Source organism: Agrobacterium sp. 22-3639C2, assembly GCF_053522105.1.
This window is the reverse complement of sequence record NZ_JBNWDB010000005.1, coordinates 564,050-578,657: the sequence shown is the minus strand read 5'-3', so window position 1 is coordinate 578,657 and position 14,608 is coordinate 564,050. Positions and strand designations below refer to the sequence as shown.

Sequence of the window (14,608 nt, the reverse complement as noted above, 5' to 3'; positions counted from 1 at the left end):
GTCTGGCCGCTGTTTTGATTAAGACCAAAAATGGCACACTAATTGGGATCCGATTTACTGAGTAGAAAACGCTCAATTGTGGCAACCGCGCGCTCCCGGTTTTCAACGTCGTAATGCTCTAATTCATTAATGCTGGGTGCCATCCACTCCTCCCCTTCAAGCCACCCTTGGACGAGAGAAGCAACTTCATCACCCGTTGCAACCGACAACCCTCTGAGATTAGTCCGCAAATCAAAGTAGGATCCATGCGCTTCGTCGTACTTGGGAATGTCGAAATGAAAAAAAGCGACAGGCTTTTTCATGTACATGAAATCCCATGCCACCGAAGAGTAATCAGTAACCAAAACTCTTGCTCTCATCATGAGTTCATTTAATGGGACGGCCCCAGCCACAACTAACTCCACATGCTGGGGAACGCCTGAGAACGCACTAATATACCTTGCAATCATGGGGTGAAGGTAAAAATTTACCTTGAGCCCAAATTTGCGACACGTCTCCTCAAGCAACGGAGAGTTCAACAGTGAACTATAATGTATGAAGAAGTCGCTCGACTTAAATTCCTCATAATTGGCACTTTGCAACCACTTCCTCCAAGTGGGCATTACAAGGAGTTCTTTATGGTTAGAGGACTGATCCTGGAGCAAATCAAACCGAGGTAGGCCAACAATAGGTACTTCCTCGCGGCTGTACCCAAACTCCCTGCATATAATTTCCTGTTCGGTTTTCGTTGAGGAAAAGAACAAATCACAAGCCACCCTTGGATTTTTTCGGTGGAAGCCGATTCTTTTTAGCGCAATAATTCCATGCTGCAAAAACACAAACGGCTTACGTGCCATCTCGGCGGCAATAACATCCTTCTTTGGAGGAGCTATTCGGTAGCCATGATATCGAGATTGCGACGATATCAAAATCCTAGCCGTAAGCAGCGACCAATAGTGCCTGAATGTATACCTGTAAACTATACGCCTGCCGTAACCTCGCAGCCGACGTACATCAGGACTGGAGCGATCGATAACAAATCGCGCGTCGATGTCTTTTCGTTTCTCGCATAAATATTCAAAAAGGGCAGCAGCATTATCTTGAGCCGCCTTCGCTTCGAATTCGTACAAAACCCACGCTTTGCCCGATGGTCGTCTGAGCAAATTGAAAGTTTGGAAAGCTACAATCCGCTTAAATTTATTGGCAGAGGACAATACCTCCTCTATAATCTGATGCGTGACGTAAATTTCATCATTCGCTTCGGCCGATATGATCGATAGCCGAGTTTTACGCAAACGAAACAATTTCGTGGCAATCGTTCTGGTTTTAGAACCAAACGCAGACGGGGATGATTTAAGCGTTTTTTCGTATTCTTTACCCAAAGCATCGACCAAGACGACGCTTAGCCGTAATCGTGCCGGCGGCGCAAGCTTCATACACCTCGCAAGATGCCCTACCGATAGACTAAATACGAATCCAGATTGAGAATAGTCACAATCTGGGAAGCCATACATCTTTTGGTTGCCTAAACTACGTGTCCTCTTCCCTTCAAATCGTCCGACTTCGAGACCTTGCAAGTTCCGCAGCACCAGAAACGGTTTCATGCTGGCAGATGATACGCCCGGCACAAAAGCTGTCCCCTTAAGCAAGAACCGATTTCGTTTCCTAGATATATTCTTAATCGTCAGATGCTCAACTTGCTTTGGCGCGCGCTTGGGTATTGTAGCAAGCTCAACTCGCAGGCGGACACTTTTGCGCGTATATGGTATGTAAAGAGTAGCCCTATATAGTTCCCCGGAGCGCTGAAAGTAGCCCTCACCGATCTCGCGTTCCCGGTCTGTTACTATAGCACGCGCGAAACGTCCACCAAGAACTCTTCCGTCGCCCGCAATCCCGCTACTGTATCGGAGCTGATAGACCCCACTCTTTTCAAGTAACGAATACGGAATGAGCCAGCATTCGCTACCATCAACTTCGCGATACTTCTTCTGCGCGTGCCACGTAGATCCGCTTGAAGTGTGCTCAAGAACCACTAGCCCAACGTTGGAAGCATGGTCCGGCGCGATAAGGACATTAAGTCCCTCCCGCGCCAGAAAAAAATCCGTATTGGGACTGGAAAAAACACTTGACGTTTCATTTAATACTTTGTTCATCAAATACCGCAACTTATCCGGCTAACGCCATTTGAATACCCTTGTTGAATTGCATGTACTGGAGATAAGCGTGACGATCAACTATGAATTCCTCAGTGATTTTGCCCAAAGTGGCAACCGGGTGTTAGGTGCCCCCCATGAACTTTCCGGCAAAAATACTATTTCTTTCAAAGGGGGCTCAAGCACAATTCAGTTTGGAAAGAACGTTTCGTTTAAAGATGTGCGAATAGAGATGCCAAATGGAGATGCTCAGATCATCATCGGCGACGATGCGAGACTCCGCGGATTGATCCAGATAGGTGCTACAAGTTCGGTCGAGATCGGTGAGCGTACATACTTTAATCGTGCATGCCGACTGAGCGCTTGGGAGGGAGCCGCCATAACCATTGGCAATGATTGCCTTTTATCCGACGTAGACGTGCGAACATCCGATATGCATTCAATTGTCGATCTCGGTTCGAACAGCCGCATCAATCCGGCGGCAGATACGGTTATCGAAGACCACGTGTGGTTGGGGGAAGGTGTTACGGTATATAAGGGCGTGACCATCGGCACCGGAGCGATCGTTGGGGGGCATTCTGTGGTAACTAAAACGGTCCCTCGCTACGTTGCAGTCGCGGGTGTCCCTGCGAAAATTATCCGCAAAAAAGTTTCTTGGACACGCGAACTCCTTCCTATGGCGAAAAAACAGGCAACCCCTGTCGCAGACATCTTGACACTCTTATCTAAGGACGAAATGTCTGACATGTTAAAAAGCGGTCTCGCAGAGCAGGTCATATTCGATATCGATCAGTACTCCGAGGCGAGGTCGATTTCATTTGCCGAACTGGAGAACTATGCGCAGTTCTACTACGCCCGAGCTCACTATTTATGTGGGAAATTTGCACGCGCGAGAGAGTTGCTCGAAGCCGTAATCAGAAAAAATCCCCGGCACAAAGTCGCATTGGAGTTACTTGCAAGCCTTCCAAACGCAAGCGATTAATTAAACTATAAAAAGCAATCGCATCCCCCGGAACTAAAACCGGCTCGAATAATTCACCCGAAGCTTAAAAGCTCGGGTGGCTTAATCAGTTATCTCTGCGTCGACTTTGAATGGAAAAAAAGATTGCAAAAACTTCGACTTAAACTTTTGGTATCCGTTGTGAACCGCGCTGCCACCCCCGTCATTCAGGCAAAAAAAACGCAGCTTCAGATATAATTTCATTCTCTGAAACCGCTTGTAGTTGCTGACGGAGACCACCATTGCATGCTCATCGCTTACAACGGAATTCCGTCTTGCTAATGCAAAATGAGGATACAAAAACGATGTAAAAGAAGTATCTTCTACCGATCTAAATTTGGCGCGCCGAGTTTGCTCCAACTCCTCTGGATAGGTTCGGCAAAGTTCTTCATACACCCGCTTGCTCAATGCATATGGGGCATGCCTATGAAGTTTCGTAGGGAGTCGACCAAAACGCTCAGTTATCAGGCGAGAGCCATTTACTGCAGCAGACTGCCATTCCTCGGCCTCTCCCTCATTCTTTAGTTCTTCCAGATAAGGAATTGCACCGTAAGTTTCCAGTCGGCTTACTGAAGCACCATATGGAGTAAAGAAATCCGCTTGCCTAACAAAATCACTAATAAAAAAATCGTCATTCATGTACAAAAACTGATCCGAGAGACCAGAAATTTGGTGGAGGAATGTTTCGATTGAATGCGAATTGAAAGTCGGTAGGTAATCCCTCGGTATTACTTCGTTGTGATACACCCACTTTACATTATCACTTTCCATAAACCACTCAGGCGGGTGGCAGTTGGAGAAGATGTATATTGTCCTGACCCATGGCGCGAACAGACGCACTGATCGAATTGAGTAACGTAGTTCGTCAGATTGTGCGAACCTGTCTCTGTCAATCACCGCTTTGTAGCGAGATGCCATTTGCTGCCACGCGGGATCATCCGCGTTGACCCAAGTGTAAACAACGTCTATGGGGCCACTACTTTGATCTACAAGCGGGGTTCGCTTGGTCGTGATACCATCTTGAGTCCTCACACGTTTGATTGGCGCGTGTGGCGAAGTGCACTCGATAAAGTTCTCACGAACCTTCCAGATGTAAACGGAGTATCGTTCAAGTAGCCGTTTACCGGGGCCAACGATCGCGATCTCTACACAACCACTCGCTGTGAGCCTCAAAAGATTACGTTTGAATCTCTTATTAGTAACATTTACCCAGCCCACCTCTGAATCAAAGATGTAAACTTCTTGACCTGAGGCGGCCACAAGGCGACAGAGCGCCCTCATAGTACCCGGAAAAGTGAGTGCTTGCAGATCGACTATATTTGAGTTTTCTTCAATTGATCGGGAAATGCCGATGTCATCGTTCCCCAACAGTTCGCCGTTTGAACGAAACTTGCTCGTGCATTGCTTCGCCTGACTACTATATCCAAAATTTCCAGAAAATAGCGAAGGCCAAAGCCGGAGTACCGCCCGTCCCGCCTTTTTAATTATCTTCAACACTTACACCTTTGACGCCGGTCCAAATTCACACCCTCCCGCGAATCGCGACACCTAAATTTGATCGGCCAGTTCACTTGCTTGCTTCGAAAAAGAAGGATCGAAACCCACGCGATACGAAATCTTGCCCTCACGCATCATGGCGTGGCGAGCATTGACTCTCTCACGTGCACTAGAAACCTTCGCAGGCGCATTAAATGAAATCCGGCCTCTTTCAATCTTCTTGATTTCCATCTGATCGAAGAAGCTTGAGTTCTGTCGAAAAAGCGCGTGATAGAGTGTTCTGAAGACGAGAGTTTCACAATCAGCTCCGAACGCAATTTTTATACGCTCGTAAAAATCGGAATCCTCACTTACCGTGCCATCCATAAAAAAACCCACGCGCTCCAAAATCTCTTTGCGTGGGAACATCATGGAAATGATGCATTTCATTACTCGGCGGTCATTTATCTCCAAGCTGTCACCATGCGTATCAACACGCACATAGTTGCATAAGGAGAGCACTTTCCCCTGAAATTTGGAAAATACACTTAATTGCGCTGATATCCTGGTCGGTAGGCTGATGTCGTCTCCATCCTGAAACGTGACATATTCCCCTTTTGCGGCCAAAAGCCCTAAGTTTCGACTGTACCCAGTCCCCATTTGCCGTCTATTGGAAAGGAGATTCACGCGTTCGTCTGATTTTGCAATTGCTCGTATAAGATCGCACGAGTTGTCACTACTAGCATCGTCCACAACAATAATTTCGATGTGGGAGTGCGTCTGTCGAGTGAGAGATTGTAAAGAAGAAACTATCGTCTCAGCGTTGTTTCGTGTCGCGACCACTACGGTAACGAGTGGCCCTCCGGACCGCCGCAATAGAGGCAGCAAAACGTCCCGTGGCAACAAACCCAGGATCGCACTTTGAGGATCAGCAATAAAATCAGACAGCTTCCCGCGCCAATCAACCGCGCGGTAGACTATTCCCGCTATAGCTCCGAAGCTACCCGCGGTCTTCGCAATTTCCCTAGCAGGAAAGCGCCGAATTTTCCGAACACCCCAAGTCGCCATCTTATGCCCAATTGCCATTTGTGACAGATAAATGACATTTACATGACAACAGTCAGCCTACTCAAGGCGATCCGGCTAAGGATTCCACATTTTTTATGGCTCGGACTGCAACTTGAACTGAGAGGAGGCTCGGGAAATCTGCACACCTAGGATAAGTAGAATTTCTACCTGACTTCGGCTTAGATGCCAGGAACAGGAGACGCCATGAGGAGACGACCGCGCCGAAACAGAGGGGGCTTGGCAAAGTTCTCGTAGCAGCGTTTGGGCCAAATCACCATCCGATATCGCTCAAACATCACTGGACGCAAATTCCTCAAAAATTCTCTGAACCATCTACAAGGCCCTAACACGGTTAAGAGCCCAGGAGAATTCTTCCAACTCGTCTATAAAAGGGATTTTTCAGCCTAGCAAAGTAGCCAACCGGGTTAGCGTTGAATTTTGCAACATCATCACGGCGATTGCCTAAAACACGAATAAATGACCGGATAATAGGAATCAACGACCTCCGATACCTCGCCATCTGAAGTTCGATAACTGGAGTGTTAGATGAAGTATTATTCTCAAGTAATACCGCTGAAGGTTGTGAAGAAACTATCTCACGCGGGACCGAAAAATCCCCTTTGCCTTCGATGTTTTTTTTCGCGTAATCGGCATGCCTGAAACGGTCATAAAGAAACGACGTCCGAATTTCAAATTTCCTTCCATTCCATTTCCTTGACGGCAATCCCGGAAACCTAATGTCTGTGTAGAATAAATTTTGCAAAACGACCCGATTAGATTTTTCAGTCTGCTTTTTAATCGAGTTTGCAACATCAGCAAAGCTGTAAAATTTTGTTGTAAGATAATGATAAAACATTTTCACTTTTGTACTGTCAACTTTTGGCAAACCTGCGATGATAACACCTATGAGTTTATCACAATCCACAAAAATACTATTTACACCATCTATTTGATAAAACGTTTTTCCGTACACAAACACGGGCTTCTCGAATGCCATGGCGAGAACGCCTGTTCCTGAATTGAAGACAATAATACCATCTGCAATTTCGAGCAGATCGTTAATATGGGCCTCATCAGCAACTATGGCGTTATCAATCGAATATTTCTCGCGCGCCAGTGGGTGATTTTTGTAGACGAGCCTCCATCCGAAGGGCAATTGTTTTGCTACTTTCCGAACCTCTCCGAGATAACTCTCATAAGTTCTACCTGGTTCGCTGAAGTAGGTGGTCACAGTATCGTCGAACAACTGTAGAGGCACTACAATTACCTTGTCTCTTGGATCTAATCCAAGCTGTAGGCGGAGCATCCCAGCTCCCACGCGACCATTTTGGGCTTCCAGGGCAGAAGAGCCGAAACGAAGATCATGTATATACCTTTCGACATCCTCTTGCTCTTGTGCCGAGATCCCCTTCTCCCAATTTCTCTCCCCGTAGCTATAACTCTCAATCGAAAGCCCACCCGTATCGAAGTAAAATGAACGAGGCAAAGCACCTCGTTCCGCCACAACAATGGGAGCTTTGCTTGCGCGCAACGTCTTATATAATTCCAGTCGCCACGAGCTCCCGTAGGGATTCCACATGATAATTGAACGAGGTTTCTTTTGTAGAAGATGCTCAGCAAACAACGATGGAGCTACGCTTGGCGCTTCATCAACTACTAAGGGATTTGGAACAACATAAAACAATTGCGAATTATGGATATGAGGGTTGCGCCCCAAGATGACATCGGGTGGCAGTCGAACATCTGCCACTGGCTCTATTCTTTTGCTTGAGTATAGCTTCTTAGCCTTCTCACTCGCAAACTGAATATTCTGATTTGAAGTGTCAGCTTTCCATTCGAGCGTTTCATGAAAAAGATGGTACCCGCAAAGCCCAAGCATGAGGGAGTAATCACCATTCGTACGGAATATTGACCGCCAGCCCTCGAAGACGACCGTGTCATTCAGGTTCCAGGGTTTGGTCGACGAAAAGTTTTCGGGCAAGTCAACAGTCTGGCCATACCCGCCAAGAGCAAGCAAACGAAATGCGAAATCCCTATCTTCACCGCCCCACCCAATAAACTGTTCATCATATCCGCCAGCTATCAATGCAGTTTTACGCCTAAGTAAAAATATCCCAGAGGCTGGGGCGAAGTGCTGTATTATTCTATTGCTATGCGAACCTCGCGGGTTCTCGAAGGCCAAAGCTGTTTGTATCTCTCTTATGTGCTGAGGAAGCAAACCGGCTGAGAATATGGTCGTGGAAATTTCATTTTTGAGATAGACGGTTGGAACGGTCAGAAAATTAAACGGTGTATCCGTGTCCAATAGCTGAAGGTGATCTACGGCCTTTTGGTAGAAGTCGTTCTGGTAGATGACATCCGCATCTTCCAGCGAAATCCATTCGGTTTCCGCTGCCTGAATACCTACATTTCGAGCGCGAGCCGACGAAAAAGAGGTATTCCTAGCGCTCGTCCGGACATAGTCAAACCCCAAGGAATCACAATAGTCTCTAACTTCCAGCGCCACGTTGTCAGGTGAGCCATCATCAACTATCAGAGTTGTCACGCCGTCCGTATTGTGGGATCGCCTCAAATTAAGGCGCTGCTTATAGAACTCAAAATCGGTCGTTCCGATGGGAATTATAGCGGTAATTTTCCTGGTCATATTCATTGCCATTTTTATGGAAAGCTGGATTTTACAGATTGGTGATTGTGCAGACGACCTAACGAGGGTCTGCTCGCCGAGTTTCAAGATGTTGTAGCCGGCAAGTTTCATCGAACTGGCGAAAGAGCGCCAACCATGCCGAAGGTGGCATGACGGTGAAATGGCTATGGCTATCGTCATAACAAGCAATGACGTGGTATTGCTTCCGGGACGACGCGAATGCGGTCTCAATCACATGTTCAATACCGTCTGGAAGAATGTGTTCAAAGACGTCTACTGAACAAACTAGATCACTGTGAGGGAGCAGTCCTGCGGCTACATCCTGTTGGACAAAACCCACATTGGGAGGCAGATCGCCAATACTAGGCACCTTTGCCCAGTCGATTGCATAAACTCGCTCAATTTTACTGGCTGCTCTCCGAGCGAAGCGACCATTACCCGTGATTAACTCAAAAAGAGAACCAATTTTTTTGCCAAAAATATATTCAAGGTGGTCCGCCAACCAGTTACTAGACTTGTACCGGTTATTTTCTTCGTGAAAATCTTGATGGAAGCTAGCATATATAGCAGAGATGTCAGACGCTTTTGGCGGAGATGAATTCAGCTCGCGCCATTTTCTATTCAATGAAATCGACGCAGTTACTAGCGCAGGCAAGCTATCCATCATCTCTCCTACTTTCCAGCGAGCGCACGACAAGGCGCAAGCGGCAAGTCGTCAAAAGAAAATTTCTTAGCTATTATTTCGCTATTGATACGGTTTTACGACAATGGGAAACTCTAAGGTATAAAGACCAGGATCAGGCCGCTGGATCGTGTCCCACGACGTGGTCTAGCTTATACGACCATGGCTCATCCCAGAGGGGCGGATGAATGTCAGCCTGCTGCTGGCATGCTGATGAGCGGATCATCGCTCATCGTGGCGATTGTCTCCAGGGTCATGTAATGGGATCGCTGTATGGCCTATTCATCTTTTTGCTCCAAGGAGCAAGGCACCGACCAGCCTGACGATGGCGTCGGTGTTGGGGAAGATGCCGACGACCTCAGTGCGCCCGCTCGATCTCGCCGTTGAGACGCTCGATCGGGTTGGTCCAGTGAAGTTTGGCCCAATGCTGCTTGGGAAAGCTCATGTGGGCAAGCACGTCCTGTTCGGCGCTGTCCATGAGACTGGCGAGCTTCGGTACCTTTGGTCTGATCTGGTCGGCGACGTTGCGCCAATGAGTGCTTGCCGCTTCCGACGTGTCCTGAGCGAAGGCTGTGGCGATGAAGGCGGATACGACGCGCCGCCCGCTCTTTCCGGCATGGGCCAAGGCATTGCGCATGAAGTGGACACGGCAGCGCTGCCAAGTGGCTCAGAGCACCTTCGATACGGCTGCCTTGATACCCTCATGGGCATCGGAGACGACAAGCTTTACGCTGCGCAAACCCCGCCTGGTCAGCTTGCGCAGGAGTTCCGTCCAGATCGCTTCGGGTTCGGACGTGCCGATCTCCATGCCGAGCACCTCGCGCCGGCCGTCAGTGTTGACGCCCACCGCGATAATGACGGCGACAGAGACGATGCGCCCGCCGCGACGAACTTTGAGGTAGGTCGCATCGATCCACAGTTAGGACCATTCCCCTTCGATGGGCCTGTCGAGAAAGGCCTTCACCTTCTCATCGATCTCCTCGCAAAAGCGGGATACCTGACTTCTAGAGATGCCGCTCATCCCCATGGCCTTGACGAGGTCATCGACGGATCGCGTCGAAACGCCCTGCATATAGGCTTCTTGAATGACAGCAGTCAGGGCCTTTGCGGCCATTCGGCGCGGCTCAAGGAAATTCAGGAAATAGCTGCCAGTGCGAAGCTTGGGAATGCGCAGTTCGACAGTGCCCGCCCGTGTCCCCCGGTCCCGGTCGCGATAGCCGTTGCGCTGGGCCAATCGGAAACCATTCTTCTCGCCATAGCCCGCGCCGGTCTTTGTGCCGACCTCCAGCGCCATCAGTTTCTCGGCGGCAAAGCCGATCATCTCCCGGAGTAAATCGGCATCAGCGCTCTTCTCAACGAGCGAGCGCAGGTTCATCATGTCGTCGGTCACCGCTGGTGTCCCTCAGGTTGGCTCTAAGCAACCCGACCCTACCGGAAATCACCGATGGCTACGAAATCCAGCTACACCACGCCACGGGACACGATCGGTCGCTGAGCTGAATTTTTTTTGCGTAGTACGGCGTCAATGCACGTTATGGAGGTCACCCATCACGGCCAGGTATTATTCCACGGATATATTATTCGTCCTATCATCCGGAAGCGAGCATCAGACAGCTCGCTAAAGAATCCAGCTGGATTACTGCGGTACTGAACAACGTCCCGTTCATTTCCCACCTTCGCCACCACGCGGGCGACAATGGGCGTCAACAGATGACGCCATCCCAAAAGGCCATAGGTGCCATAAGGCTGCCACTTAACCCTTCCGGCCAATGACACCCGGGCCCTTGCCTGCGGATCTGCGAGACTATCTATCGTTTCCTCAAACGTGGAAGTATCGCCGGTGCCGGGATTAAAATACAAAGGATACAAGATATAGGCTGCGGCGAAAAGAGCCTCCACCGAGAGCTCTCTACCGCGACGGGTCAGGGGTTGCCTGTCATCCGTCAAACCCCAGCCAGCGTAGAACGGAGCGCCAACGGTCGTGACTTTTTTTCCCCGCATCAAGGCCTCAAAGCCTGCAAGGGACGTAATCGTGTAGACATGGTCTGCACTATCAAGCGCATCCGGTAAAGAAACCTGCCCCTGCATGACAGTACACAGGTGCGCCACATCGTCCGGGTTCGAAACCTGCCGACGCATCTTGCTAAGCACATCCGGGTGCGGTTTGTAGACAATCTCCGCCTCGGGATTCTCACGCGCGGCCAAACGCACAAGATCATTATTGGAAAATGGACTATCGCATCCATAACGAATGGAGGCATCCTCCTCCACCTGGCCGATAACGAGCACCCGTTGAGATAGGCTCTGCTGATTATCCCGCTGCGCGCCGGGCGACACGAGACGACCGTTATATTTCGTCAACCTCTGTTGCAATATACGGCGGATGCCGTTCCGCGCACGCTGTATCAACGTAGGATGGTTGTCGAAATCGTAGTTCAAGAGAACTTGCTCCAGATCACTAGGGCCCCGGCTATCAAAATACGGCCTGCGGCTATCCAGCGACAGGGAAAACGGCACCGAGTACCCGGCGTGCGCTTCTAGCGATCGTATAAAGCCGTCCTCCATGAAGTAAACCTGAAGACCGAGACGCTCGATTTCTTGCGCGACAAAGGACGGAAGGTTGTTGCTCCACACGAAGACAACCGGCTTATCCCTCGCCTCGAGAAACGGCAATATTTTACGACGAAATGCTACCTCGGTGATCTGAAATGGCACAAAATGGAAACGCTTCTGTGGGAAAAATTGTCGCAGGAACGGGTGTTTCCAAGCTTTCATGTGAAACGCGATGACAGCACCTTGCCGTGCAAGCAAGTCTGCACGCACCGCCAGCGGATCACACAGATCTTTTGGGTAGCCATCCATAAGTCAGTTGCGATCACGAATATTGTAGTAAGCCATGGTTACGACGCCCCACAGAAACAAGCCGCCCAAGAACACCAGCGCAACGCTCAGAAGGCGTGAGGGGTACTGCGCCAACTGCGACAGCGTTGGCTCAATGAAGGTTGCAAGATATCGCTGCTGGTTGTTGGCATCCATTCGGGCTTTTTCCAGCCCGCCAAGCGCTGCGGTGTAGGCTTTCTCCGCAAACTCCCGTTCGGTTTCCAGAGATTCGTATTGCAATATCCGGGTGGCAACATCGCCCGACTGAATATTCCCGGTACTGCCACTACCGAAACGTTGTTTCTCCTGCGCCAGCTGCTTTTCCAAGCTTTCGATCTGCGTGGTAATGACACGAATTCGTGGCGAGTTTGGCGCCATGCGCGTCAGTGCTGCCGTCAACTCGGCTTTCAGTTGCGTCAATTGCTGCTCAAGCGATCCTACAAGCTGCGCAGCGAGCTTTGCGGCCTCCACCGGATCAGCCACCTGCGACACATCCCGGAAGTTACGCAATGCGATGCGAGCGGCCGAGAGCCGCCCCTCCGCAAGCGCAACCTCATCCTGTGACGCCTTCAGAACGCCATTTCGAGCGTTGAGTGATAAATCATTAATCAGTCGTTCGCTCTCAGTAATCACAGCTAACGCAATGTCTTTCGCGATCTCGGGATCGAATGCCTTGACGGTGACATTGAGTATCGACGAAGTGTGATCGTAGTTGACCCTCACCACATCTTTCCAATAGGCGAGCTTTTTCTCAATAGGGAGACCCGGCTCAAGCGCATAAAAGAAATCCATCCCCCGGCGCGCGAAGGCCTTCTCGAGATCGATCGTCTGGGAAACGGCTTCAACCATGCGCTCGCTACGAATGTAATCGAGGAGCATATACGAGTCAGCCCCAGTGGTGCTGCCGCCCGCGCTCTGAGTGAACATGCCGAGGATATCGCTGTTGGCTTTGCCATCGATGCTGCGCACAGCAAAAGCAGCCGAACTATGATATTGGTCCGCCGCGACGAATGCCATGTATAATCCGGCAACCGTTGTGGGAAGCGCCACAGCGAATAGAAAGCCCCCTGCAATCACGGCATGACGGAACTTCAAGCGTCCCAGCTTCTTGCGCTTACTCGCCGGTGCTTTCGCCTGACGTGACGTATTGTCCCGCTCTGCTTTCAGATCAACCTTGAGCAGGTTGTCGATCACTGTGGCACTGGTACGTTTTACAGGAAGTTGAGCGCTCTCCACCTTGTTGCTGGAACGCTGTTTATCGTCGCTCATTTTCCACTTCCTTTCATATTGCGGCCGTGAACGCGGATCGCATCCTCGACATCATCGAAATATGTCAGTTTCCCATTTTCTAAAACGACACCGCTTTGACAATAGTCGCGGATCGTTCCCGTACTGTGAGAAACCATTATCACATCGGAGTCCTGCAAACGATGCTGGAAAACCTCGTGACACTTCTGCTTGAAGTTGGCGTCTCCAACCGCTGTTATCTCATCAACCAAATAGTAGTCGAATTTGACGCCCATGCTGACGCCGAAAGCAAGTCTGGCCTTCATCCCAGAAGAATATGTGCCGACCGGCGCTTTGAAAAAGGGGCCTAACTCAGCAAACGCTTCGACATATTCGACCAACTCGTCCGTATCGACGCCATAAATACGCGCCACGAAGCGAACATTCTGCTCACCCGACATGCTCGGCTGAAAGCTGCCCTGAAATCCAAGTGGCCAGGAGATGCGGCCACTGCGGACAATTCTTCCCCGATCCAGCTGCAGCGATCCGGCGATGAGCTGCAGTAAAGTCGACTTGCCGGCACCATTGCGACCCAGCAGGCCAATGCTTCGACCGCGATTTATGACAAGCGACGCGTTCTCTATGATCGGTTTCTTGAAACCTTTGACACGTGCATATTTTGTCGCCTGCTCTAATCTGATCATCGGCTCCTCAACACGGAAGCTGATCGTGTGAACAAAAGAAGTCCCATAAACAGGATCGATAGCGCGAAGGAATAGAGATAGGTCATATTCATCATTTCCGCCCTATATTCCGGATAAAACCCTTTTCGGAACAACATGACAACATGAACTAGCGGATTAAGCAAAACGATATCTCGGATCGGTCCGGGGAGCGCGTCAGGCAGGAAAAAAACGCCGGAGATCAGAAACATTGGTCGATTGATGATGTTAAAAACCTGTTCGTAAAGCGGAAACCGCAACGCCGCAACATTGTTGAATATGCCAGTCCCCAACCCAAGCATGGTCGCCGCGAACGCCGCCTCGATAATTGCGGGCCAATTGAGATAAACTGGTTGATCTACCGTCAGCAGGATCACACCGAGGACGCAAAAGGACACAACTGAAGTTGTGCCTGCTTGCAGAATATAGCGCGCGGCGACAGTATCGATAGGCGCGACATTGGGATAGCTGAGCAAAGTCCGGTTTGCCTTTATTGCACCGTTCAAGAAACTTGCCATTGCAGCGTAGAATTGAAAAGCGAGGTAACCGGTCGCAAAGAAAAGCGGAAAACTTTTACCGAGAGCAGGTGTATGCGTTATCGCCATGAAAATCAGCGACATGAAAGCTATGTGGCCCGCAGGATCGATGATCGCCCAGATATATCCGCCGGGTTTGCTGCCAAACCGCGTTGACATCTCGCGGACAAGAAGAGCGCCAACAACTCGGATATGAGCCTTCAGATAATACACTCCCGGCACCTCCGGATCTCACTCGAAC

General features: G+C 49.8%; 10 protein-coding genes and 1 pseudogene. 1 reads left to right on the top strand and 10 read right to left on the bottom strand.

Annotated features, from left to right (window positions below):
* Positions 1-38: 38 nt before the first annotated feature.
* On the bottom strand, positions 39-2,132 hold the full coding sequence (locus ACQZ6D_RS22985) for a CDP-glycerol glycerophosphotransferase family protein (protein WP_448730008.1): 2,094 nt from the start codon (positions 2,130-2,132) through the stop codon (positions 39-41).
* A 70-nt stretch (positions 2,133-2,202) separates the two neighbouring features.
* On the opposite strand from ACQZ6D_RS22985, the gene ACQZ6D_RS22980 reads away from it, so the two are divergent.
* Positions 2,203-3,114 carry a tetratricopeptide repeat protein gene (locus ACQZ6D_RS22980; RefSeq protein WP_448730009.1) on the top strand — a complete coding sequence of 304 codons (912 nt, stop codon included), beginning with the start codon at positions 2,203-2,205 and terminating at the stop codon, positions 3,112-3,114.
* Between the two features lie 81 nt (positions 3,115-3,195).
* Here ACQZ6D_RS22980 and ACQZ6D_RS22975 read toward each other — a convergent pair whose 3' ends face one another.
* The 9 genes and pseudogenes from ACQZ6D_RS22975 to ACQZ6D_RS22935 all read right to left on the bottom strand — a co-directional run bounded on the left by ACQZ6D_RS22975 (position 3,196) and on the right by ACQZ6D_RS22935 (position 14,580).
* The gene (locus ACQZ6D_RS22975; RefSeq protein ID WP_448730010.1) at positions 3,196-4,626 is read right to left on the bottom strand and encodes a stealth conserved region 3 domain-containing protein; all 1,431 of its coding nucleotides are present in this window, start codon (positions 4,624-4,626) and stop codon (positions 3,196-3,198) included.
* Between the two features lie 54 nt (positions 4,627-4,680).
* Entirely contained in the window at positions 4,681-5,676 is a 996-nt protein-coding gene (locus ACQZ6D_RS22970; RefSeq protein ID WP_188352059.1) for a glycosyltransferase family 2 protein, read from the bottom strand.
* Positions 5,677-6,028: 352 nt separating this feature from the next.
* A complete protein-coding gene (locus tag ACQZ6D_RS22965) occupies positions 6,029-8,431 on the bottom strand; it encodes a glycosyltransferase (RefSeq protein ID WP_448730011.1) in 2,403 nt (800 codons plus the stop codon).
* Entirely contained in the window at positions 8,379-8,984 is a 606-nt protein-coding gene (locus ACQZ6D_RS22960; protein WP_448731726.1) for a class I SAM-dependent methyltransferase, read from the bottom strand. Before ACQZ6D_RS22960 ends, ACQZ6D_RS22965 begins: the two co-directional genes overlap by 53 nt.
* Before the next feature lie 209 nt (positions 8,985-9,193).
* A pseudogene (locus ACQZ6D_RS22955) lies at positions 9,194-10,392 on the bottom strand (IS256 family transposase).
* 158 nt (positions 10,393-10,550) lie between these two features.
* Positions 10,551-11,864 (bottom strand): capsular polysaccharide export protein, LipB/KpsS family, encoded by a 1,314-nt coding sequence (locus ACQZ6D_RS22950; protein WP_448730012.1) that lies wholly within the window; start codon positions 11,862-11,864, stop codon positions 10,551-10,553.
* Between the two features lie 3 nt (positions 11,865-11,867).
* Positions 11,868-13,151 carry an RkpR, polysaccharide export protein gene (locus ACQZ6D_RS22945; RefSeq protein ID WP_448730013.1) on the bottom strand — a complete coding sequence of 428 codons (1,284 nt, stop codon included), beginning with the start codon at positions 13,149-13,151 and terminating at the stop codon, positions 11,868-11,870.
* Complete coding sequence (locus ACQZ6D_RS22940; RefSeq protein ID WP_149916263.1) at positions 13,148-13,813, bottom strand: ABC transporter ATP-binding protein; 666 nt, start codon at positions 13,811-13,813, stop codon at positions 13,148-13,150. The genes ACQZ6D_RS22945 and ACQZ6D_RS22940 overlap by 4 nt, the downstream gene beginning before the upstream one ends.
* On the bottom strand, positions 13,810-14,580 hold the full coding sequence (locus tag ACQZ6D_RS22935; protein ID WP_448730014.1) for an ABC transporter permease: 771 nt from the start codon (positions 14,578-14,580) through the stop codon (positions 13,810-13,812). Before ACQZ6D_RS22935 ends, ACQZ6D_RS22940 begins: the two co-directional genes overlap by 4 nt.
* Between the last annotated feature and the right edge of the window lie 28 nt (positions 14,581-14,608).

Coding starts and splice junctions, on each gene's coding strand:
- ACQZ6D_RS22985 (WP_448730008.1), bottom strand. CDS start 2,132: ATGAACAAAGTATTAAATGAAACGTCAAGTGTTTTTTCCAGTCCCAAT.
- ACQZ6D_RS22960 (WP_448731726.1), bottom strand. CDS start 8,984: ATGGATAGCTTGCCTGCGCTAGTAACTGCGTCGATTTCATTGAATAGA.
- ACQZ6D_RS22940 (WP_149916263.1), bottom strand. CDS start 13,813: ATGATCAGATTAGAGCAGGCGACAAAATATGCACGTGTCAAAGGTTTC.
- ACQZ6D_RS22965 (WP_448730011.1), bottom strand. CDS start 8,431: ATGAAACTTGCCGGCTACAACATCTTGAAACTCGGCGAGCAGACCCTC.
- ACQZ6D_RS22970 (WP_188352059.1), bottom strand. CDS start 5,676: ATGGCGACTTGGGGTGTTCGGAAAATTCGGCGCTTTCCTGCTAGGGAA.
- ACQZ6D_RS22945 (WP_448730013.1), bottom strand. CDS start 13,151: ATGAGCGACGATAAACAGCGTTCCAGCAACAAGGTGGAGAGCGCTCAA.
- ACQZ6D_RS22950 (WP_448730012.1), bottom strand. CDS start 11,864: ATGGATGGCTACCCAAAAGATCTGTGTGATCCGCTGGCGGTGCGTGCA.